Here is a 23,132-nt window from a genome sequence, read left to right as displayed (position 1 = left end):
CTACCACGCGTAGCGGACGACGCCCTTGCCGGCGTAAGAGCGGGTGACGTTCGAGAACTCGCCCTCGAAAGTCGCCGACGCAGACCAGCCGTTCATCCAGCTCATCTGCACCGCCGCTGTGGTCAGCGCGGAATCGTGTGCTTGGGCGGCGCCGTTCACCACGAACGCCGATCCCGGCAACGTTTGGAAGACCGCACCGATGGTGCGATCCGGATTGTAGTCATGCGCCCAGGCGACGCGGCCGCGCAAGGTTATCAGGCCGCCGGCTGCGGCAAAGGACTTGTCCGCGCGCAGGCCGAGTTCGGTGCGGGTGCTGGTCACGTCCTTGGCGGCATAATTCAGCGCGAAGACGTTGCTGCCGACCACAGCGAACTCCGAATAGCTCGGAAGGCTGAACACGGTGGCCTGGAGCGCCGCATAGGGGGTGAGGCCGATCCACTGCCAGGCATAGCGATAGCCGCCCTCGACACGGCCCGAGAGCGCGTTGGCGTTGAACTGCGCACGCAATTGATCCACGCCGGCGGCGGTGACGATGCGATTGGTCGTGACGTCCTGCCAGCCATAGGCCAGCGCGGCCGTGACATAGGCCGGTCCTGCGTTGTGACGCACGAAGGCGCCGGCCTGGAACAAATCCGAGCGGCCCCAGCCGAGCCCGGTGACATTGAAGCCGGTGCCGCCGCCGGCGAGCGCAAAACCTACGATCGTCGACGGCGAGAAGCGATAATCCAGACCAACCGCCGTGCCGTACACGCTGCTGGTGGCGTTGTTCGAGCCAAGCGCCGCATTGCCGTCAGTGGCCTGCGAGCCGCCATAGCCGGCGGCCCAGACGTCCCAGCGCTGCTCGAATGTCAGCGGCGGTGCCTTGCGGTAGATCGAAGCAAGGGCTTCGTTCGCGTTCTTGCGGGTCGCGGCATAGGCAGTCGCGTTCGTCTCGTCGGCATAGGGCGTCGCGCCCGGTGCGCCGCCGCGTCCCGCGCTGAAGACGTCGGTCAACAAGCCGATAAATTGGTTCATCGCATTGAACGTCGTCTGCTGCGATCCCGTCCCTGATTCGCCGGAGGCTTGCGTCAGTCCCGTCGGCGAGAGATTCGCCAGCACCACGGGAAGGCTGCCGGTGTTGTCGAAGTAGTGCGTCAGAATGTTGGCGACATTCTGCTGGTTGATATTGAGGCCGCCGCCATAGCCCAGCGCGAGATCCAGGAAGACGTTGTTGGGGTCGTAGCTCAGGGTCGCATGCAGGTTCGATGACAAACCCGCGACGACCGGATTGAAGCTGTCGGGCAGCGTGCCCGCGTTCAGGATCGTGTAGTGCTTCGCGATCGAGCCGGTCGGTACGACGACGACCGTGGCGCCGGCGAGCGTCGCCGTTCCCGTGACGACCGCGACGCCGTTGCTGGTGCCCGAGACCTGCACCATGTAGTGCGACGCCGACGTAAACGAGAGATCACCGGACACGTTGAGCGTCCCGGTGGGACTGCCCGGTGCTAGCGTACCGCCGTTGACGGAGATGGAGCTTCCGACCGTGCCGACGCCACCGAACGTGCCGCCGGCCGCGACACTCACATTGCCATTGATGGTGCCGGCCAGCGTGAGCGTGCCGCCCAGCACGTTCCAGTCCTGATTACCCGTGCCGGTCACCGTCCAGGTCGAATTGTCGACCTTGTTGAAGGTCGAGAAGCCGTCATACTGAAGAAGGGGACCGATCAGGTCGAGGTTGAACGTATCCTTGCCGATGCCTCCGAGCTGGAACGTGTCGACGCCAGTGCCGAGCACCAGGCCGTTGATGATGCTGCCGGGTCCTAGCGTCAGCGTGTTGGGGCCGCAGACACAAAACTCGATTGCAGCGATTCCGGCCGCAGCGTTGATGGTCCCGGAGTTGAAGACGTTGGCCCCGCCGCTCACGCTGATGCCGACGCCGCCAGCACCGACGGTGATGGTTCCGGTATTGACAACGTGGTTTGTCGTTGTGAACGAGCTCACGTCGATGCCGAAGCCGGAATCGCCGACCGTGATCGTACCTCTGTTGATGATGGTGTTGGAATCACCGAGAGCTACGATGCCCTCGGCGAAATCGGCCCCTGTGATCCGTCCATTGTTGCTGATCGTGGAGGACAGGCCCGTAAACGCGATGCCCGCACCGCCCAGACCCACGCTGATCGTCCCGTTTTGGTTGATCGCGACCCGATTGCCCTGCACCGCAATGCCGGCGGACGTGCCATCGCCCGACTTGATCGAGCCACTATTGGTGACCTTGGCGTCATCACCGAACAAGGCGATGCCGGCACCAAAGTCGCCGGCCGTGATTGCGCCGAAATTGCTGACGATTTGAAAACTACCCTGCATAAAGATGCCAGCGGCACCCTGCCCGACCGAAATCGTGCCGGTGGCGGTGTTGGTGACCGTGTTGTTATCCATGGTCGCAACGATGCCGCCGGAGAAGCCGGAGGAATCGCCGACCTTGATCGCGCCTGCATTGGTCACGGTCGTGCCACCGAACGAAGCGAAAATCCCGATTGAATCATCGAGTCCGGTGATCGTGCCCGTCGCGGCGTTGGTGATCGTGTTGCTCTGGACCGCGAAGATGCCCGCGCCCGACGCGCCGATGGACAGCGCACCGCTGTTGCTAACGCTATTGTTGTTTCCTACCGAGATCGCGCTGCCGTGGTCGCCGGTGGTGACGGTCCCGGCATTGATGATGATGTTGTGATCGAGCGCGGAGATACCGAGGCCGTTATCAAGCACCGTGATGGCGCCGTTGTTGGTCACGGTGTTCGAATTGCCGCCATTGATGCCGGTGAGGCCCGAGCCCGCCGCCACCGTGCCGTTGTTAGTGATGACGTTGGTGTCATTGACGTTGATCGCCGCCGTGCCGTTATCGTTGACGCTGGCGCCAGTCAGCACATTTACGGTCAGATTGGTGACGCCGCCGCTTGCCGCAAAGCCGTCGGCATCGGTGCCGCTACAGGTGACGGTCTGCCCGCTTGCCGCCGGGTCGGGCGCGCAGTCCGCCTGCGCAGGTGTCGCCGATAGGCCGAGGCTGAGAACGACCGCCACGACAGACGAAGCGACCGCGGCAAGGCGCAGCCCAATCCGACCAGCCTTCGGCGGCCCAAATTCCACTTTGATGCCCTCAGTCCAGCGCTCCCCAGCGGCGCCGCCGGCAAACTAGGCCGCCGGGCCCCTCCGTGGAACTACGGAATCGGCGGAATCGCTGGGGGACAGCAAAACCGGACTGATTCAGCGGACCATGTTGCACCAGAGGCACGCTTTTCCGGCGCAGCCTGGTCGATCCACGACGTTTGCGTGTGCGGTTCGGTCGCAGTATTGACCGTCGTTCACATCAATGACTGATCATCTGGGGCGGCGCCGCGTCCCAACGGGAGCGAGCGGCACGCCTTCACACACACTGATTTGGGCAACGGCTTAGTAATTGGTGGGCGCCGCTTCATTCGGGATGCCGTCGATCGGGCATTCGGCGGTACCGGGCGTCGCGCGCGTCATCGCCTCGACCATGTCCCGGGTGCCTTCGGGATCGGCGATCCAGTTCTTGTAGAAATCATAGGGGCAGACGGCGAGGCCGCGCGGGCTTTCGCCGGAATTGATCATGCCGGTGTAGCCGCGGTGGACCAGCTTGTAGAGATGGTTCTGCGACTGGCCGTTGCGGCGCGCATCGCGGATCAGATGCTTCGACAGCTGGGCATATTGGATGCCGTAGTCCTCCTCGCCGCACTCGCCGAGGGTGCGGCCGTCGAAACCGATGATCGCGGAGTGACCGAAGTAAGAATAGACGCCGTCGAAGCCGGCAGCGTTGGCGACCGCGACATAGACATTGTTGGCCCATGCCATCGCTTTTGAAATCAGGATCTGCTGCTCCTTGGCCGGATACATGTAGCCCTGGCAGCGCACGATCAGCTCGGCCCCCTTCATGGCGCAGTCGCGCCAGATCTCCGGGAAGTTGCCGTCGTCGCAGATGATCAGGCTGACCTTCATCCCTTTCGGGCCGTCGGAGACATAGGTGCAATTGCCGGGATACCAGCCCTCGATCGGCACCCACGGCATGATCTTGCGGTACTTCTGCACGATGTCACCCTTGTCGTTCATCAGGATCAGGGTGTTGTAGGGCGCCTTGTGCGGATGCTCCTCGTGGCGCTCGCCGGTGAGCGAGAACACGCCCCACACCTTGGCCTTGCGGCAGGCCTCCGCAAAAATCGCGGTCTCTTCACCGGGCACCGCGCAAGCGGTCTCATACATCTCCTTGGAGTCGTACATGATGCCCTGGGTGGAGTATTCCGGGAAAATCACCAGGTCCATGCCGGGAAGGCCGGTCTTCATGCCCACCACCATGTCGGCGATCTTGCGGGCGCTGTCGAGCACCTCGGCCTTGGTGTGCAGGCGCGGCATCTTATAGTTGACCACCGCGACGCCGACGGTGTCGTTGCTGCTGGAGATGTCACCGTGAAGCATTTGAATTGCTCCTCTACTCTGTTTGAGATTGCCGCGTGAATCAGTGACTGATCATCCAGGGCCGCGCGGTGGGAAAACCCTTGGCACCGCTCCTGGTCTTGGTCACCAGCCGCGCCGGCTTGTTCTTATCCGGCGCGTTCTTTGACGAATTCTTGCCCGTGGAGCAGCAGCCGCAACCGGGGCCATGCGAGGCCTTGTATTGCGCCAGCGTCTGCGGCGCGTGCGTGCTGCGCTCGTTGGCGGCGTGAGCCTTGCGCGTCTCCGACGGCATGCAGAAGAAGTTCGGGGCGGTCAGAATCACGCGGGGCGCCATGATTTCACATTGCGGACAGGCTTGCGGATCGTCGCATTCGGCCATCGGGCGCATATCCTTGAACGGACCGCAATCGTCACAGAGATATTCATAGACCGGCATCGCATCATCCCTACGCTGTTGTCTGTGAGAGAACTGTCGCGGCGGATGCGGGGCGGCAGATACGCCGTCTCGCATCCGGTCGCGCAGGGATTACTTGTCCGGCGATATCGGCATCTGGATATCGCCCTTGATGTGCTTGATCGGACCTGCCGAGGACGGCATCACGTCGAAGTCGAAGATTTCCGTCGGCAGCCATAATGTGGCACAGGCATTGGGCACGTCGACGACGCCGGAGATGTGCCCCTGAACCGGTGCCGTACCAAGGATCGAATAGGCCTGGGCGCCGGAGTAGCCGAACTTCTTCAGATATTCGATCGCATTCAGGCAGGCCTGGCGGTAGGCGATGGTGACGTCGAGATAGTGCTGCTTGCCGGCCTCGTCGACCGAGATGCCTTCGAAGATCAGATAGTCCTTGTAGTTCGGTGTGATCGGCGACGGCTTGAAGATCGGATTCTTGACGCCGTACTTCGCCATGCCGTCCTTGATCACCTCGACCTTCAGATGCAGCCAGCCGGCCATCTCGATCGCACCGCAGAAGGTGATCTCGCCGTCGCCCTGACTGAAGTGGAGATCGCCCATCGAGAGACCGGCGCCGGGCACGTAGACCGGGAAGTAGATCTTCGAGCCGCGCGAAAGGTCCTTGATGTCGCAATTGCCGCCATGCTCCCGCGGCGGCACGGTGCGCGCGCCTTCGGCTCCGATCTTGTCCTTGACCTCGCCCTTGGCGCGGCCGCCATGAGCGGTCGGCGCGAACGGCGGATTGGCGAGGCCGGGCACACGGGTCGGATTGGTTGCGATCAGCTCGGCCTCGCGCTTGTTCCAGGTGTCCAGCATCTTCGGATCGGGGAGACAGCCGATCAGGCCGGGATGGATCAGGCCGGCGAAGTTGACGCCCGGAATATGCCGCGACGAGGTGTAGAGACCCTTGATGTCCCAGATCGACTTCTGCGCCAGCGGGAAATGATCCGTAAGAAATCCGCCGCCGTTCTGCTTGGAGAAGAAGCCGTTGAAGCCCCACATGCTCTCCTTCATCGGGCCAACGTCGAGCAGGTCGACGACGAGGAGGTCACCGGGCTCGGCGCCCTTGACGCCGATCGGGCCGGAGAGGAAGTGCACGATCGACAGATCGATGTCGCGCACGTCGTCGGCGGAATCGTTGTTCTTGATGAAACCGCCGGTCCAGTCATAAGTCTCGATGATGAAGTCGTCGCCGGGATTGACCCAGGCCACGATCGGAATGTCGGGGTGCCAGCGGTTATGCACCATGTCATTTTCATAGGCCGACTTGGTGAGATCGACCTTGATCAGTGTCTCTGGCATCGAGAGGCTCCCCTTTTACACGGTTGGTTAGACGGACAGATATTTCGAGACCTGTGCGGCATCGACGGCGCCGCGCGGATCATCACGGACGATCTCGCCGTTCTCGATCACCAGCACACGGTCGGCGATATCGAGCGCGAAGCTCAGGACCTGCTCGGACACGACGATTGAAAGCCCCTTCTCGTCGCGGATGTGCTTGAGCGTGCGCGCCATCTCCTTGATGATCGACGGCTGGATACCTTCGGTCGGCTCGTCGAGCAGCAGCACTTTTGGCTTGGTCGCCAGCGCACGAGCGATCGCGAGTTGTTGCTGCTGGCCGCCGGAGAGATTGCCGCCACGGCGGTCCTTCATCTCCAGCAGCACCGGAAACAGTTCGTAGATGTCACCGGGCACTTCGGTTCCGCCGGAGACCACGAGGCCGGTCTCGATGTTCTCCTTCACCGTCATGGTAGAAAAGATCATGCGGCCTTGCGGCACATAGGCGAGCCCCTTGGCCACCCGCTCGTAGCTCGGCAGGCTGCCGAGCTCGGCGCCGTCCATGGTCACCGAGCCACTCTTGGCCGGCAGGATCCCCATCAGCGATTTCATCAGCGTGGTCTTGCCCATGCCGTTGCGACCCATGATCGCCACGATCTCGTTGGGCGCGACTTTGACGTTGAGCCCGTGCAGCACCTCGCTCTGGCCGTAGGCGACGTGAAGATCAGAAATAGCCAGCATCGTCGCGCTCCTTAGTGACCGAGATAAACTTCGACGACCTTGGGATCGTTCTTCACCTTTTCCATGGTGCCTTCCGAGAGGATCTGGCCCTGGTGAAGCACGGTGACCTTGTGCGCGATGTCCTCGACGAACTTCATGTCGTGCTCGATCACGAGCACCGAGCGGTTTTTGATGATGCGGTTGAGCAGCTCGGCGGTCTTGGTGCGTTCGGACACGCTCATGCCGGCGACGGGCTCGTCCAGCATCAGCAGGTCAGGATCCTGAATCAGCAGCATGCCGATCTCGAGCCATTGCTTCTGGCCATGACTGAGCTCGGAGGCATAGGTGTTGAGCTTGTCCTTGAGGAAGATCATCTCGGCAACCTCTCCGACGCGTGACCTCACCAGCTGGTCACGCTGGAACGTGAGTGAGCCGAATACGGTGCGGCCGCGCGGAAACGAGATCTCGAGATTCTCGAACACGGTGAGGTCTTCGAACACCGACGGCGTCTGGAACTTGCGGCCGACGCCGGCCTTGACGATCTCGTTCTCCTTCAGCTTGGTCAGCTCGGTCCCGCGAAACTGGATCGAGCCTTCGGTCGCCTTGGTCTTGCCGCAAATCAGGTCGAGCACCGTGGTCTTGCCGGCCCCATTGGGGCCGATGATGACGCGGATCTCGTTCTCCTCGACGTAAAACGAGAGATCGTTGACGGCCTTGAAGCCGTCGAAGGAAACCGTCAGCCCGGAGACCGCGAGCAGGAATTCCTTGGGCTGATGACCGACGAGCATGATCTATCTCCTCACTGCCAGCGTGGCATCGGCATCGCGATGACCGACGAGCATGACCTATCTCCTCACTGCCAGCATGGCATCGGCATCGTGATGACCAACGAGCATGATGGTCTCCTCACTCTGCTGGTGCGCCGTCGGCAACCGAATTGTCGCTCCAGCCCGGCTTCTTGCGCGAGGCGAAAAGGCGGTCGACGCGCGGCTGCACATAGTCGGCCCAGAGCCCCGACAGGCCGTTCGGGAAAGCGAGCACGACCGCGATGAACAGCGCGCCGAGACCAAACAGCCAGAGTTGCGGAAAGGATTCCGACAGGCTGGTCTTGGCGAAGTTCACCAGAATGGCCCCCCATATCGCGCCAAAGATCGACATCCGTCCGCCGACCGCGGTGTAGATCACCATCTCGATCGACGGCACGATGCCGACAAAGGACGGCGACATGAAACCGACATTGAGCGCGAACATGGCCCCGCCGATCGCGGCGAAAACCGCGGCCATACAGAACGCAAAGATCTTGAAGTTGGCGACGCTGTAGCCGGAGAAGCGGACGCGGTCCTCCTGTTCGCGCATAGCCACCAGGATGCGGCCGAGCTTGGTCAGGCGGATGAACTGCGCGATGCCGATGCAGGCGAACAGCAGCACCACTTCGACGAAGTACAAGATGACCTTGGCGTGGTCGGGCCGGATGTCCCATCCCTTGAGGGTGCGCAGGTCGGTCATGCCGTTGATGCCGCCGGTGTAGCCCTGCTGGCCCACGATCAGGATGGTGAGGATGGCCGCCACCGCCTGGGTGATGATGGCAAAGTAGGTGCCGCCCACGCGCCGCTTGAACATCGCAGTGCCGATGATCAGCGCGAAGATGCCGGGGACCAAGATGATGGCGAGGATGGTGAAGGCGAGACTGTGAAACGGCTGCCAGAACAGTGGCAGTGACGTGATCTGATTCCAGTCCATGAAGTCCGGGATGCCTGGCGTCGACTGGATTTTGGTATTTTCGACGCTGGAGGCCTCCAGCTTGAGGAACATCGCCATGCAATAGCCGCCGAGGCCGAAGAACACGCCCTGCCCCAGACTGAGAATGCCGCCGTAGCCCCAGCACAGCACGAGACCGAGCGCGACGAAGGCGTAGGTCAGATACTTCGCGACGAGGTTGAGACGGAACACATCCAGCGAGAGCGGCAGGATCACGAACAGCACGGCGGCCAGCACGAGGAAGCCCATGAGCTCGGATCGATTGAAGAAGCGTGAGTTGATGACCATGACTTGCCTGCTTCTTGTTATTTGCGGACCTTGAGGGCGAAGAGACCCTGCGGCCGCAGCATCAGGATTCCGACAACGGCAAGCAGCGTCAGCACCTTAGCCATCGAGCCCGACAGGAAGAACTCGAGGGTGGATTGGGTCTGCGAGATTGAGAAGGCCGATGCGATGGTGCCGAGCAGGCTTGCCGCGCCGCCGAACACGACCACCAGGAACGTATCGACGATGTAGAGCTGTCCGGAGGTCGGCCCGGTCGAGCCGATCATGGTGAAGGCGCTCCCAGCGACACCGGCAATGCCGCAGCCGAGGCCGAAAGTGTAGCGATCCACCTTTTCGGTGTTGATGCCGACGGCACCGGCCATGATGCGGTTCTGCACGACGGCGCGCACCTGTCGACCCCAGCGCGATTTGTACATCACGTAGGCGACGCCGACAGTGATCAGGACGGTGAGGCACATCACGAAGACGCCGTTGATCGGCACTTCGATGCTGTCGGTCACGTGCAGCGAGCCGAGCATCCATTGCGGCAGCTCGACGCCGACCTCGCGCGCGCCGAACACGGAGCGATAGGCCTGTTGCAGGATCAGGCTGAGGCCCCAAGTCGCGAGCAGCGTGTCGAGCGGGCGCTTGTAGAGATGCCGTATCAGCACCCATTCCACCAGCATCCCCAACGCACCGGATGCGACAAAGGCCAGGATCATCGCGAGGAAGAAATAGCCGCTGAACAGGCTCGGCAAATAGGATTGGAAGAAGCTCGAGGTCATCCAGGTGACGTAGGCCCCAAGGATCATGAACTCGCCATGGGCCATGTTGATGACGCCCATCTGGCCGAAGATGATCGCAAGACCCAGCGCCATCAGGACGTAGACGGAGAACAGGATCAGTCCTGCAAAGCCCTGCATGACGAAGATGGAGCCAAGGTCACCAAGCGAGTAGTCGCCGAACATCGATGTCCTCCGTCGGGAAAGGGTCCCGCGTCGCGAGCAGGTTCGCGACGCGGGGGTCTTGGGCGTGGATTTGCGGTCCACGCCAGGGAGAGGTTTTGCCTGAGAGGGAAACGGCGACGAACGCCGTGACTAACTGATAGATCTCGTCTTACTGGTAGCCCTTGGGGAACGGATCCGGCTCGACCAGATCGGCGGTCTCGTAGATCAGTTCGAACTGGCCATCGAGCTTGGCGCGTCCCACCCGGGTCTTCGACCAGAGGTGATGATTTTCGTGGATGCGCACATAGCCTTCCGGAGCGCCCTTGAACTCGATGCCCGGCGACGCCGCCGCGATCTTGTCGATGTCGAAGGAGCCCGCCTTCTCCACCGTCAATTTCCACAGCCACGGGCCGAGATAGGCAGCCTGGGTGACGTCTCCGATCACGGTCTTCTCGCCCCACATCTTCTTGAACGCCGGGACGAAGGTCTTGTTGTTCGGATTGTCGAGCGACTGGAAGTACTTCATGCAGGCATAGGCGCCCGCGATGTTCTCGCCGCCAATGCCGTCGATCTCGTCTTCGGTCACCGAGATCGTGAGCAGCGCCTGCTTGGAGAGGTCGATGCCGGCCGCCTTGAGCTGCTTGTAGAACGCGACGTTCGAGCCGCCGACGACGTCGGTGAAGATCACGTCGGGCTTGGTCAGCTTGATCTTGTTGATGACCGAATTGAACTGCGTATTGCCGAGCGGATAATACTCTTCGCCGACCACCTTGCCCTTCAGCACGTTCTCGACATGCTTGCGCGCAATCTTGTTCGAGGTGCGCGGCCAGATGTAGTCGGAGCCGATGAAGAAGAACGACTTGGCGCCCTTCTCCTTGGCGATCCAGTTCAGGCCGGCGAGGATCTGCTGAGTGGCTTCCTGACCTGTGTAGATCACGTTCTTGGACTGCTCGAGACCTTCGTAGAAGGTCGGGTAATAGAGCATGCCGTTGTACTGCTCCATGACGGGCAGCACGGCCTTGCGGGACGCCGAGGTCCAGCAGCCCATGATCGCCGCGACCTTGTCGTTGACCAGCAGCTTCTTCGCCTTCTCGGCAAAGGTCGGCCAGTCGCTGGCGCCGTCTTCCTGGATGAACTTGATCTTGCGACCGAGCACGCCGCCCATGGCATTGATCTGCTCGATGGCAAGCTTTTCGGCTTCGATCGAGCCGGTCTCGGAGATGGCCATGGTGCCGGTCGCCGAATGCAGGATGCCGACCGTCACCTCGGTGTCGGTGACCGCGAGACCCGTGGTGTTGACTGCCGAGGTCGCTGGGGCCTGCGCAAAAGATGCTCGCGGTAGCATGGTGATGGCCGGCACGGCCGCCATTCCCATCAATAATTTGCGCCGGAGCGGCGATAACAGGCCCTTGTTCGCTTCGTCTGACATGAGCACCCCACTGTTGTTCGAGGACACGCGATTGGTGCCGTGAGGATGGCTCGAATTTGTGCACTGCAAGCATACGCAAGATCGCGTATACTGCACCGCAAAATGACGACGTAGGCTTTTGGTACGGATTTTGCGAGGGGGTCCGGCGCGTTCGGGAGTAGGAGTGGGGGCTGAAGTGGCAGGGCGGCAGCGAATAGATCGCGTCAGGCGCCAGTACAACCAATGGGTCGCCAACCAGACGCTGGAAGACTACGCGCTGCGCTTCACCGCCAAGAGCGCGCGCCGGTGGTCCGCTGCCCGCGTCGCCAACACTGCCCTGGGCGCCATCTCCTTTCTCGCGCTTGAGGCGATCGGCGGCACCATCACCCTGAATTATGGGGTTACCAACGCCACCGCCGCGATCCTCGTCGTCTCCATCATCATCTTCTGCTGCGGCGTCCCGATTGCCTATTATGCCGCCAAATGCGGCATCGACATTGACCTGCTCACCCGCGGCGCCGGCTTCGGTTATATCGGCTCGACCGTCACGTCGCTGATCTACGCCTCCTTCACCTTCATCTTCTTCGCGATCGAAGCGGTGATCCTGGCCACGGCGCTCGAGATGTGCTTCGGCATTCCGCGCCCGATCGGCTATCTCATCAGCGCGGTCGCGATCATCCCGCTTGTCACCTACGGCATCACGCTGATCAGCCGCTTCCAGCTCTGGACGCAGCCGATCTGGATCATCCTCCACATCCTGCCCTTCGCGGCGATCGCCTGGGCCAACCCTTACTCGTTCACGGAGTGGCGCAAATTCGCCGGCGAGCACGGCGACCCCAGCGGACATTTCGATCTGCTGCTGTTCGGCGTAGCATCCTCCGTGGTGTTTTCGCTGGTGGCTCAGATCGGCGAGCAGGTCGACTTCCTCAGGTTTCTGCCGCGCGACCGCCGCACCTCGCGAACGTCGTGGTGGGCCGCCCTGCTGATCGCGGGGCCCGGCTGGATCATCTTCGGCGCGCTGAAATTGCTGCTGGGCTCGTTTCTCGCCTTCTTCGCGCTGAGCCACGGCCTCTCCAGCGAGCTGGCGGCCGAGCCTGCGCACATGTATCTCGAGGCGTTTCGCTACGTGTTGTCGCAGCCGGACATGGCTCTGGCACTCACCGGCGCGTTCGTGATCCTGTCGCAGCTCAAGATCAACGTCACCAACGCCTATGCAGGCTCGATCGCCTGGTCGAACTTCTTCTCGCGTCTCACTCATAGCCATCCGGGCCGGGTCGTCTGGCTGGTGTTCAACGTGATGGTGGCCTTGCTGCTGATGGAGATCGGCGTCTACAAGGCGCTGGAGCAGACGCTCGCGCTCTACTCCAATGTCGCGATCGCCTGGGTCGGTGCGCTGGTCTCTGATCTCGTGGTCAACAAGCCCCTCGGCCTGCGCCCGCCGCAGATGGAGTTCAAGCGCGCCCATCTCTACGACATCAACCCGGTCGGCGTCGGCGCGATGACGATCGCGACCATCGTCTCGATCGCGGCATTCTACGGCCTGTTCGGCTCGACCATGAAAGCGCTCGCGGCCTTCGTCGCGCTGACGGTCGCCTTCGTCACCGCGCCCGTCATCGCCTGGCTCACCGACGGAAAATATTACATCGCGCGCAAGCCGAAGAGGAGTTGGGCCAACATCGAATCGATCCAGTGCTGCATCTGCGAGCACCATTTCGAGCCGGAGGACATGACCTCCTGTCCTGCCTATGCCGGCCCGATCTGCTCGCTATGCTGCTCGCTCGATGCGCGCTGCCACGATTTGTGCAAACCGCATGCGCGCGCGCAGGTGCAGTTCGCCGACGCACTCGCCAGGATCTTGCCGCAGGCCATCTATCAGCGAATCAATTCGCAGTTTGGCCACTACATCGGTGTGTTCGTGGTCTCCGCGGGCCTCGTCGCGCTGGTGCTGGGGCTGATCTACCTCCAGTCCTCGGTCAGCGTGCCCGGCGAGAACATGCTCGTCTCCAACGTGCTCTGGAAGGTGTTCTTCTCGCTCAGCATCATCATCGGCGTCGTGGCCTGGCTGTTCGTGCTGGCGCAGCAGAGCCGACGGGCCGCCGAGGCCGAGACCCGACGCCAGACCACGCTGCTGATTCAGGAGATCGACGCCCACAAGCGCACCGATGCCGAGCTCCAGCGCGCCAAGGAAATCGCAGAATCCGCCAACCTCGCCAAGAGCCGCTACGTGGTGGGCCTGAGCCACGAGCTGCGCTCGCCGCTGAATGCGATCAGCGGCTATGCCCAACTCCTGGAGCAGGACACCACGCTCAACACCAAGCCGCGCGACCAGGTCCGCGTCGTCCGCCGCAGCGCCGATCACCTCTCCGGCCTGATCGACGGCATTCTGGACATCTCCAAGATCGAGGCGGGGCGGCTGTACCTGTCGCGCGACGAGGTGCGCCTGACCGAATTCCTCGACCAGCTCGTCGGCATGTTCCGCCTTCAGGCCGCGGCCAAGAGCATCGACTTCGTGTTCAGGCGGCCGGCGCATTTGCCGGTCGTGGTCTATGCCGACGAGAAGCGGCTGCGCCAGGTGCTGATCAATCTGCTGTCCAACGCGATCAAATTCACCCAGGTCGGCAGTGTGCAGTTCGTGGTGCACTATCGCAGCCCGGTCGCGGAGTTCGAGGTGATCGACACCGGCCCCGGCATCCAGGGCGACGATCTCGAACGCATCTTCGCACCTTTCGAACGTGGCGCGCTCGGTGTCTCGCAGCCGCAGACCGGCACGGGGCTGGGCCTCACCATCAGCCGGTTGCTCGCCGGCGTCATGGGCGGCGACATCAAGGTCTTGAGCACGGTCGGCAGCGGCAGCACGTTCAAGGTCAAGATGCTGCTATCCGCAGTCACCAATCCGCAGCGCATTGCGCCGGTGGAGGCCCCGATCTCGGGCTATCACGGCGCGCGCAAGACCATCCTCATCACCGACGACGATCCCGTGCATCGCGACCTCCTGCGCGAGGTGTTGACCCCACTCGGCTTCATCCTGCTCAGCGCGCCCGACGGGCCTGGCTGCCTGGCGCTAGCCCAGCACTGCCGGCCTGATCTGTTCCTGCTCGATATCTCCATGCCTGGCATGGACGGCTGGACGGTGGCGGAGACGCTGCGCGCCAGCGGCCACCATCAGGCGCGCATCCTGATGGTGTCTGCCAGCGCGCTCGAGGCGCACGGCACACCGCTGGCACAGCCTTTCCACGACGGCTACCTGATGAAGCCGATCGATATTCCCAGGCTTTTGGAAAGTATCCGCCAGCTTCTCAAGGTCGAATGGCAATACGGCTCGGAGGAGATCGCGGTGCCGCTGTGGCGGCCGGAGAGCGGCTCGCGGCCGCCTGTACGACACATCGAGGCTCTGATCGGGCTCGGTCAGATCGGCTACGTCAAGGCTATCCAGTTGAAGCTGGACGAGATCGGCAGTGAGCACCCTGAACATGCCGACTTCGTCGCGGAAATGCGGTCGCTGATCGACCGCTTCGATCTCGGCCAGTACATGGCCACATTGAAGACGTTGCATGCGTATGAGCACTGAGTCGAAAAAGCGCGACGTCGCGCTCGTTGTTGACGACTCCCCGGAGACGCTGCGGCTGCTCACCGACGCGCTCGACAGCGCCGGGATGACGGTGATGGTGGCGCTCGATGGCGCGGCCGCGATGCGTATCGTCGACCAGATCACGCCTGACATCGTGCTGCTCGACGCTGTGATGCCGGGCATGGACGGGTTCGAGACCTGCCGCCGCCTCAAGCGCGATGCGGGCCTTGCCAATGTCCCGGTGATATTCATGACGGGGCTCGCCGAGACCGAGCACATCGTGCGCGGGCTGGAGGCCGGCGGCGTCGACTACGTGACCAAGCCGATCGTGATCGAGGAGATGCTGGCGCGGATCCGCGTTCATCTCGGCAATGCGCGGCTGACGCAAAGCGCACGCGCCGCGCTCGATGTCTCCGGCCGATTCCTGTTCGCGGTCAACCGCCAGGGCAAATTGTTGTGGGCGACCCCGCAGGCGCAGAAGCTGCTGGCGGACCACCACGGCGCGCAGGCCGACGACGATTTCGTCCTGCCGGTATCATTGCTGCAATGGCTGGAGCAGGCGAAGGGCAAGGGCAGCTCGAAGTCGCAGGCGGCTTCCTTGCCCGACAATCCTCAGCTCCGATTGTACTACATGGGCGAGACCGCTCCGAACGAGTTCCTGCTGCGGCTTTCTAGGGAGTCCGGCACCGCGCCGCCACCCGAATTCACCAGCGAGCTTGGCCTCACCACCCGCGAAGGCGAGGTGCTGGCCTGGCTCAGCAAGGGCAAGACCAACCGCGACATCGCGCAGATCTTGGGCTTGAGCCCGCGCACGGTCGACAAGCATCTCGAGCAGATCTACTCCAAGCTTGGGGTCGAGAACCGGACTGCGGCTGCGGCGATTGCAACGAATGCGACCAGAAGGAATTCCTGACGCCTCCACCGCCGTCGTCCTGGACAAGCGCAGCGAAGCGGAGCGCCGATCCAGGACCCATTATCACAGGTGGTTTGGCGAAGACTCTTGATGACAAGCTCGCGCCGCAACTTCCCCATGGGGTAATGGGTCCTGGCTTACGCCAGGACGACGGAGAAGTTTGTAGCGCCGCCTGCCTCTCCTCACCCGTACACAAACTCCCCGCCTTCCAGATCCGTCTTCGGGATCTCGTCCTTTTCGGTCCAGTAATCCTGGCTGTGCTGCCATTCCGGCTTGTCGCCGCGCTTGGGCAGCAGGTCCATGTTGCGCATCATGTAGCCGGGGTTGAAGTTTTCCGGATCGATCCAGGGCAGGATCGGCATGTTGTGGTCTTCGGCCCGCAACTTCACCTCGACCTTTTTCTTGCCTTTGGCCTTCATGTGGCCGAGCAGGCGGCAGACGAAGTCGGCCACGAGGTCGACGCGCAGCGTCCAGCTGGCGCGGAAATAGCCGAACACCCAGACCATGTTCGGCACGCCCGTGAACATCATGCCGCGATAGGTGACGGTGTCGCCGAAGGCGAGCGGCTTGCCGTCGACCTCGAAGGCGATGTCGCCGAGCGCCGCGAGATTGAAGCCGGTTGCGGTGACGATGACGTCGGCCTCAAGCAGCTTGCCGGATTTGAGCTGGATGCCGTTCTCGACGAAACATTCGATCTCGTCGGTGACGACGGACGCCTTGCCGCTGGCGATCCCCTTGAACAGATCGGCATCGGGAACGAAGGCGATGCGCTGCCGCCACGGCCGGTAGCTCGGCGTGAAATGGGTGTCAACATCGTACTCCGGACCGAGCACTGCGCTGATCTGGCCGATCAGCTCTTGCTTCACCTGCTCGGGCTTGGAGATGCACAGTTTCGTGAAGGCGTCCTGCTCGAACAGGATCTTGCGGCGGACGATCTCGTGGATCCAGGCCTCGTCAACCTGCAGCCGGCGCAGCTCCTCCGCGATCTCGATGGCGTTGCGCCCGAGACGGAAATAGGTCGGCGAACGCTGCAGCATCGTGACATGCGCGCATTTGTCGGCGATGTTCGGCACCAGCGTCGCCGCCGTCGCGCCGGAGCCGATCACGACGACCTTCTTGTTCGCGAGCTCGATATCATCAGGCCATGTCTGTGGATGAACGATGCGGCCCTTGAAGCGATCCGTACCCTTCCATTCCGGCGTATAGCCTTCCGAATGGCGGTAATAGCCCTGGCACATCCAGAGGAAGTTCGCCGTGAAGGTTTTCGCTTCGCCAGTGTCGGTCGTCACCGCCTCGATGGTCCAGAGGTTTTGCTCGCTCGACCAGCTCGCCGAATTGATCTTGTGCTTGTAGCGGATATGCCGCGCGATGTCGTTTTCGTCGATCACCTCGTTCATGTAGGCGAGGATTTCCTCGGCAGTCGCGATCGGTGGCCCGACCCAGGGCTTGAAGCTATACCCGAAGGTGTGGAGGTCGCTGTCGGAGCGGATGCCGGGATAGCGATGTGTCGTCCATGTGCCGCCGAACGTCGCCTGCGTTTCCAGAACGACGAAGCTCGCATCCGGAAGCTGCTTGGTGATGTGATAGGCGCTACCGACGCCCGAGATACCGGCGCCGACGATCAGCACGTCGAAATGTTCAGAAGTCTGTTTGGCCGTGGCGTGACTGCGAACAGCGACATTCATTGTTGCTTCTATGCCTTGCTTGTTTTTGTGGCCGCCCTTGGTTGGGCGGCGCGTTTCCTCCGCGACGGACATGGTCGCCCATCGCGCTTCCGCTTCAAGATGACATAGATCGGGTCGCGGTCAAATCACAGCGCCGCACCCCAGCTCCGCGCGGTCTGCAAGATCCAGTCGCGATAGAGCGTGAGCGGCGTAACACCGGTCAGCCCGCCGCAGCCGGCGGCTCCGTTCGGCCCCGTGGACCAGCTGATGACGCCGACGAGCACGGATCCGGTCGGCTTGTCCTCGAACACGGGACCGCCGGAATCGCCGGTGCAGGCGCCAATTCCGTCGCGAACACCGTTGGTTACGGGGTCGACCAGCCGGATCTGGAGCGTGCCGGGCTGACCCGTCGCGACGAGGCCGGCAACACGCGTCGCGCCGCCACTCTTGCCCTCGCCACGCACGGTGACGCCGATACCGGCGATGACGAAGCGGCTGCCGACTTGGATCGGAATATTCGGCGCGCCGACGGGCACCGTCGATTTTCCCTTGAGTGGAATTTCCAGCTGCAGCAGCGCCACGTCGGCGGTAGCGCGATGCGCTTGCATTGCCTGCATGTTGAAATTCGGATGGATCGCGACGGTGCGGACATTCAGCAGTTGCGGCTGCCCGTCGGTGCCGCGATCGACGATCTTGTAGTCCGCGCCGGGTTGCACGCAGTGGGCGACGGTAAGCACCAGCTTTGGCGCAACGAGGGTGCCGGTACAGAAATTGCCGCGCGAGCCGACGATCGTGACGACGGCGCGCGCGACGCCATCGGCCTGGGGCGTGCCGCCACCAACGATGGCATAAGCGGGCGTGGCGAGCGGCAGCGCGGTCGCAATGAGGCTTACGAGCTTCTTCATGGGAACACGCTTTGGTGTTGGCGTCGGTGACAGCATTAGGATGGCTTCGGACTGGCCCTTGCCGATAGCGCATGCTAGCGCTCTTGGAAAGGAATTGACGAGGGCGGGATCTTGACGATCGAGGCTGTGATCTTTGATTTTGGTGGCGTGCTGACGAGTTCGCCGTTTGAAGCGTTCACGCGATTCGAGACAGAGCGTGGCCTGCCCATCGACATCATCCGGCGCACCAATGCCGCCAATCATCTGGAAAATGCCTGGGCCAAGTTCGAGCGCGCCGAGGTCGATATCGACACGTTCGACAGACTGTTCGCGACGGAATCGCTGGCGCTCGGCGCGGAGGTGCGCGGCCGCGACGTGCTGCCGCTGCTTCAGGGCGATCTGCGCCCCGAGATGGTCGAAGCGTTGAAGCGCATCAAGGCGCAATTCAAGACCGGCTGCATTACCAACAATCTGCCGGCCAATGCGATCGGCAGCATGACCGGGCGCTCACTCTATGTCGCCGAGGTGATGGTGCTGTTCGACCATGTCATCGAGTCCGCCAAAATCGGCCTGCGCAAGCCCGACCCGCGCATCTATCAGCTGATGGTCGAAACGCTGAAGGTCGATCCGAAGAATTGCGTCTATCTCGACGATCTCGGCGTCAATCTGAAGCCGGCACGCGAGATGGGCATGACGACGATCAAGGTCACCAGCGGCGCCCAGGCGATCGCCGGGCTCGAGGCCGCGACGGGATTGAAGCTGAGCTAGAGCGTCATTCTCCGTCATTGCGAGCTATCGCCGAGCCAGAACTACTCCGCCGCAGCTGCGATCCGCTCCGGAAACGCCGCGGCAAGTGAGGCGCGATCGGGCTTCAGCACGCCGCGCTCGGTGATGAGGCCGGTGATGAGCCGTGCCGGGGTCACGTCGAAGGCATAGTTCGCGACCGGCGAGCCCTCCGGCACGATGCGCACGGTCTCAAGCCTTCCGTCCGCGGTGCGGCCGGTCATGTCGGTGACTTCCGTGCCGCTGCGCTGCTCGATCGGGATGTCGCGGATGCCGTCATCAACGGCGAAATCGATCGTCGGCGACGGCAGCGCGACATAGAACGGCACATTATTGTCGTGAGCGGCGAGCGCCTTCAAATATGTGCCGATCTTGTTGCAGACATCGCCATTGGCGGCAACGCGATCGGTGCCGACGATGGCGAGATCGACCATGCCGTGCTGCATCAGATGCCCGCCGGTGTTGTCCGGAATCACCGTATGCGCCACGCCGTGATGGCCAAGCTCCCAGGCCGTGAGCGAGGCGCCCTGGTTGCGCGGCCGCGTCTCGTCGACCCAGACGTGGATCTTGATGCCGCGCTCGTGCGCCAGATAGATCGGCGCCGTCGCCGTGCCCCAGTCGACGGTCGCAAGCCAGCCGGCATTGCAATGGGTCAGCACATTGACGGTCTCGCCCGGCTTCTTCCTTGCGACGATCGCCTCGATGAGTTTCAGGCCGTTGCCGGCGATGCCGCGGTTGATCTCGACGTCCTGCTCGACGATCTCGTCGGCGCGCGCATAGGCGGCCTCCGCGCGCTCCAGTGCATCGATCGGCGCGAGGCTCGCGCGCATCTCGTCCAGGGCCCATTTCAGATTGATCGCGGTCGGCCGCGCCACCACGAGCGTGTCGTAGGCGCGCTTCAGGCCGGCGTCGGAAGCGTCCTCGCGCATCGCCAGCGCCATGCCGTAAGCTGCGGTCGCGCCGATCAGTGGCGCACCGCGCACCAGCATGTCGCGGATGGCGAGGGCCGCGTCCTCGCATGAGGTCAGCTTCGCAACGATGAACTCATGCGGCAGCCGGCGCTGGTCGATCGCTCCGACCGACCAGCCGTCGCGCTCACGCCAGATGCTGCGGAAATGCTTGCCGTCGACCTTCATGGGATTCTGCCTTTCGTATCACGTTCGCAGGATGCGCCCGGCCACCGCGTCGAGCTTCTTCAAGAGCTCGGGATCGCGCGCCTCGGGCGCGGTGATCAGCGCGGTATCGAGCGCGCGGTCCGAGCCGATCGGGCACGGCTCATGCTCGCGCGGGAAGTCTTTCGCCAGCCGCGCCACCAGCGCTTTTGCCTTGTCGGCGTTCGAGCTCAGAACGCGGATGATGTCCTGCACGGTGACGGCGTCGTGATCAGGATGCCAGCAATCGAAATCCGTCACCATCGCGACGGTGGCGTAGCAAAGCTCCGCCTCGCGCGCGAGTTTCGCCTCGGGCATGTTGGTCATGCCGATGACGGAATAGCCAAGCGTCTTGTAGGTCATGCTTTCCGCATAGGTCGAGAATTGCGGTCCTTCCATGCAGACATAGGTGCCGCCGCGCGCAAACGCGATGCCCTCGGCTTCGGCCGCCGTGGCAAGATGGATGCGCAGCCGCGGCGAGACCGGGTGCGCCATTGAGACATGCGCGACGCATCCCCGGCCGAAGAACGAGCTCTCGCGTTTGTGGGTGCGATCGACGAACTGGTCGACGAGAACGAAGGTTCCCGGTGGCAGTTCCTCTCTGAACGAGCCGCAGGCCGACAGCGAGATCAGGTCGGTGACGCCGGCGCGCTTGAGGACGTCGATATTGGCGCGATAATTGATGTCGGAGGGCGACAGTCGGTGGCCCTTGTCGTGGCGCGGCAGGAACACGATCTGCAGGCCGGCAATCGAGCCGCGCCGCAGGGGCGCCGACGGTTCGCCCCAGGGGCTCCTGATCACCTCTTCGCGAGCGCCCTCCAGCCCCGGCAGATCGTAAATGCCGGAGCCGCCGATGATGCCCAATACGGCCTGCGTCATGCCTGCTCCACCCCGTTCGCGCCATCGCGATTCCGTGGAGAAGCTATGCCAGTTTTACGTCGGTTTTGGAACGGGTGATGGGGGCAAGAAGTGCCGTCAGGAGGATGCGCGCCAGCGCGCCTGATTATGCTGCGGCGGCCGACTGCAGCTGGGTCGCGACCATGCGCTCCAGCGTCTCGACGGACTGGAAGTTCTCCGGTGTGATCTCGGCCTGGGGAATCGTGAAGTCGAACTCGGCTTCGACGCCCAGCATCAGATTGACCATGTCCATCGAGGTCAGGCCGACGTCGACGAGCTTGGCCTGCGGCGTGACCTCAGCGGAGAGCGAGTTCTGGGCGAGGATGCCCTTCACCAGCTTGATGATGCGATTGCGCAACTCGGTATCGAAAGCCTGCATCGGTAAATTCCCATCTGTCGACAAAGGTCGGACCGGTTGCCGGCTACGATGGGCACGGCGGGCCGATCCCGCAATGGACGCCACCATTACTTCGCTTTTCTTAGTAAACGATGACTCAGATTGTCTGGAATCCGGCTTCTTACAGATCCCTAACGCGACCGCGGAAATCCGGGCGATGCAAACAACCCGAACTTAACTGTTCGTTCGGAATTGGGCTTTGTTTACCCTCTATTTCATCGACGAATTTGAATTAAATCCGTAGCCTCATCTCATAAGCAAAGATGGTCGAAGGATCGCTCAAGCGGCATCGCGAATGATGCCGGCGATCCTGAACGGCAAACCGGAGGCGGACGAGTATGAACGTGCGTGAAGCAGTCCTCACTGTCGACGAGACGCAGACGAGCTTTCTCGAGCATGGTCCCTCCCTCATCGAACGCGCCGCCCGCACCGCCGCCGTGGCGGCAGCGGACGCCGACGGGGTCGATCGCGATGCCCGCTTCCCTCACAAGGCTTTCGAGGTTGCGCGTGAGCAGAAGCTACTCGGCGTCATGATCCCGGCCGAGTTCGGCGGCTTCGGTGCCTCGATCCACGACGTCACCGACGTCTGCTACACGCTCGGACGCGCCTGCGCCTCCACGGCGATGATCTACGCCATGCACACGACGAAGGTCGCCTGCGTCGTCAGGCACGGCCACGGCATCCCCCGGATGGAAACCATGATGCGCCGGGTCGCGCGCGACCAGTGGCTGCTCGCCTCCTCCACCACCGAAGGCCAGAACGGCGGCAACATCCGCGCCAGCGCCGCCGCCGTCGACGTCGCAGGCGACACCGTCTCGCTGCTGCGCGACGCCACCGTGATCTCCTACGGCGCCGAGGCCGACGGCCTCGTGACCATCGCCCGCCGCGCCACCGACGCTTCTGCGTCCGACCAGGTGCTGCTGGCGCTCGCCAGGGACGATTATTCGCTGAAGCGGACGCTGGGCTGGGAAACGCTCGGCATGCGCGGCACCTGCTCGACCGGTTTCGAGCTGAAGGTCGACTGCCCGACCGATCGCGTCTTCCCGGAATCCTACGACAAGATCCACGCCCAGACCATGACGCCGTTCGCGCATCTGTGCTGGTCCTCGGCCTGGGCTGGTATCGCTGCAGCCGCCGTCACCCGTGCGCAGGCCTTCGTCCGTAAGGCGGCCCGCACCTCAGGGGGCCAGATGCCCCCGGCAGCCGCACATTTCACCGCCGCCAAGATGTCGCTGGCCAAGCTGCGGGCGCTGATATCGGCCAATATCGACGCCTTTGCTCGCGCCGAGCACGATGAACGCGCGCTCGGCTCGCTCGACTTCCAGTCTTCGATCACGCTTCTGAAGGTGCAGGCCTCGGAGCTCGCGGTCGAGACCGTGATGCATGCGATGCGCACCGCAGGCCTTTCCGGCTACCGCAACGACGGCGAGTTCACGATGGGCCGCCACCTGCGCGACGTGCTGTCGTCGCCGATCATGATCAACAACGACCGCATTCTGGCCAATGCCGCGACGTCGACCCTGATGAGCGGCGTGCCGACAAGCCTTCGGGACTGACGAGCTTTCGAGACTGACGTGCCTTCGTTCAATAAGAACAATTTCAG

The 23,132-nt window shown here is 62.8% G+C and carries 18 protein-coding genes; 4 read left to right on the top strand and 14 right to left on the bottom strand.

Going from position 1 to position 23,132, the window contains the following annotated elements; all coding sequences use genetic code 11:
• From ACIPUD_RS09630 to urtA, 9 genes are all read right to left on the bottom strand, one after another.
• Positions 1-3,120 (bottom strand): autotransporter outer membrane beta-barrel domain-containing protein, encoded by a 3,120-nt coding sequence (locus ACIPUD_RS09630; RefSeq protein WP_247295926.1) that lies wholly within the window; start codon positions 3,118-3,120, stop codon positions 1-3.
• 303 nt (positions 3,121-3,423) lie between these two features.
• Positions 3,424-4,464 (bottom strand): aliphatic amidase, encoded by a 1,041-nt coding sequence (locus ACIPUD_RS09625; RefSeq protein WP_018455947.1) that lies wholly within the window; start codon positions 4,462-4,464, stop codon positions 3,424-3,426.
• Positions 4,465-4,504: 40 nt separating this feature from the next.
• On the bottom strand, positions 4,505-4,879 hold the full coding sequence (locus tag ACIPUD_RS09620) for an FmdB family zinc ribbon protein (protein WP_018455946.1): 375 nt from the start codon (positions 4,877-4,879) through the stop codon (positions 4,505-4,507).
• Between the two features lie 90 nt (positions 4,880-4,969).
• Positions 4,970-6,199 carry a formamidase gene (gene fmdA, locus ACIPUD_RS09615; RefSeq protein ID WP_007598072.1) on the bottom strand — a complete coding sequence of 410 codons (1,230 nt, stop codon included), beginning with the start codon at positions 6,197-6,199 and terminating at the stop codon, positions 4,970-4,972.
• A 27-nt stretch (positions 6,200-6,226) separates the two neighbouring features.
• Positions 6,227-6,916, bottom strand: a complete 690-nt coding sequence (gene urtE, locus ACIPUD_RS09610; protein WP_018455945.1) for an urea ABC transporter ATP-binding subunit UrtE — start codon at positions 6,914-6,916, stop codon at positions 6,227-6,229.
• An 11-nt stretch (positions 6,917-6,927) separates the two neighbouring features.
• Complete coding sequence (gene urtD, locus ACIPUD_RS09605; RefSeq protein WP_018455944.1) at positions 6,928-7,683, bottom strand: urea ABC transporter ATP-binding protein UrtD; 756 nt, start codon at positions 7,681-7,683, stop codon at positions 6,928-6,930.
• A 118-nt stretch (positions 7,684-7,801) separates the two neighbouring features.
• Entirely contained in the window at positions 7,802-8,941 is a 1,140-nt protein-coding gene (gene urtC / locus ACIPUD_RS09600) for an urea ABC transporter permease subunit UrtC (protein ID WP_018455943.1), read from the bottom strand.
• 17 nt (positions 8,942-8,958) lie between these two features.
• A complete protein-coding gene (urtB, locus tag ACIPUD_RS09595) occupies positions 8,959-9,885 on the bottom strand; it encodes an urea ABC transporter permease subunit UrtB (protein WP_018455942.1) in 927 nt (308 codons plus the stop codon).
• Between the two features lie 148 nt (positions 9,886-10,033).
• Positions 10,034-11,293 (bottom strand): urea ABC transporter substrate-binding protein, encoded by a 1,260-nt coding sequence (gene urtA / locus ACIPUD_RS09590; RefSeq protein ID WP_018455941.1) that lies wholly within the window; start codon positions 11,291-11,293, stop codon positions 10,034-10,036.
• Positions 11,294-11,468: 175 nt separating this feature from the next.
• Here urtA and ACIPUD_RS09585 point away from each other — a divergent pair, with 175 nt between their 5' ends.
• Both ACIPUD_RS09585 and ACIPUD_RS09580 read left to right on the top strand, forming a co-directional pair.
• On the top strand, positions 11,469-14,840 hold the full coding sequence (locus tag ACIPUD_RS09585; protein ID WP_446480473.1) for a hybrid sensor histidine kinase/response regulator: 3,372 nt from the start codon (positions 11,469-11,471) through the stop codon (positions 14,838-14,840).
• Entirely contained in the window at positions 14,824-15,753 is a 930-nt protein-coding gene (locus tag ACIPUD_RS09580) for a response regulator (RefSeq protein WP_007598081.1), read from the top strand. The genes ACIPUD_RS09585 and ACIPUD_RS09580 overlap by 17 nt, the downstream gene beginning before the upstream one ends.
• 182 nt (positions 15,754-15,935) lie before the next feature.
• Here ACIPUD_RS09580 and ACIPUD_RS09575 read toward each other — a convergent pair whose 3' ends face one another.
• Both ACIPUD_RS09575 and ACIPUD_RS09570 read right to left on the bottom strand, forming a co-directional pair.
• Positions 15,936-17,438 (bottom strand): flavin-containing monooxygenase, encoded by a 1,503-nt coding sequence (locus ACIPUD_RS09575; protein WP_446480457.1) that lies wholly within the window; start codon positions 17,436-17,438, stop codon positions 15,936-15,938.
• Positions 17,439-17,563: 125 nt separating this feature from the next.
• Complete coding sequence (locus ACIPUD_RS09570) at positions 17,564-18,322, bottom strand: S1 family peptidase (protein WP_446480456.1); 759 nt, start codon at positions 18,320-18,322, stop codon at positions 17,564-17,566.
• A 111-nt stretch (positions 18,323-18,433) separates the two neighbouring features.
• Between ACIPUD_RS09570 and ACIPUD_RS09565 the strand changes: the two genes are divergently transcribed.
• A complete protein-coding gene (locus tag ACIPUD_RS09565) occupies positions 18,434-19,069 on the top strand; it encodes an HAD-IA family hydrolase (RefSeq protein WP_018455936.1) in 636 nt (211 codons plus the stop codon).
• Between the two features lie 41 nt (positions 19,070-19,110).
• Here the strand turns inward: ACIPUD_RS09565 and mtnA are convergent, their stop codons facing one another.
• From mtnA to ACIPUD_RS09550, 3 genes are all read right to left on the bottom strand, one after another.
• On the bottom strand, positions 19,111-20,220 hold the full coding sequence (gene mtnA, locus ACIPUD_RS09560) for an S-methyl-5-thioribose-1-phosphate isomerase (protein ID WP_018455935.1): 1,110 nt from the start codon (positions 20,218-20,220) through the stop codon (positions 19,111-19,113).
• An 18-nt stretch (positions 20,221-20,238) separates the two neighbouring features.
• Positions 20,239-21,114 (bottom strand): S-methyl-5'-thioadenosine phosphorylase, encoded by an 876-nt coding sequence (locus tag ACIPUD_RS09555; protein ID WP_368508897.1) that lies wholly within the window; start codon positions 21,112-21,114, stop codon positions 20,239-20,241.
• A 124-nt stretch (positions 21,115-21,238) separates the two neighbouring features.
• Positions 21,239-21,511: a phosphopantetheine-binding protein gene (locus ACIPUD_RS09550; protein WP_368508898.1), complete on the bottom strand. Its 273-nt coding sequence runs from the start codon at positions 21,509-21,511 to the stop codon at positions 21,239-21,241.
• Positions 21,512-21,867: 356 nt separating this feature from the next.
• On the opposite strand from ACIPUD_RS09550, the gene ACIPUD_RS09545 reads away from it, so the two are divergent.
• Positions 21,868-23,085 carry an acyl-CoA dehydrogenase family protein gene (locus ACIPUD_RS09545; RefSeq protein WP_446480455.1) on the top strand — a complete coding sequence of 406 codons (1,218 nt, stop codon included), beginning with the start codon at positions 21,868-21,870 and terminating at the stop codon, positions 23,083-23,085.
• Positions 23,086-23,132 lie beyond the last annotated feature (47 nt).

The sequence above is a fragment of the Bradyrhizobium sp. CAR08 genome (assembly GCF_052871955.1).
This window is presented reverse-complemented; position numbering and strand designations above follow the sequence as displayed.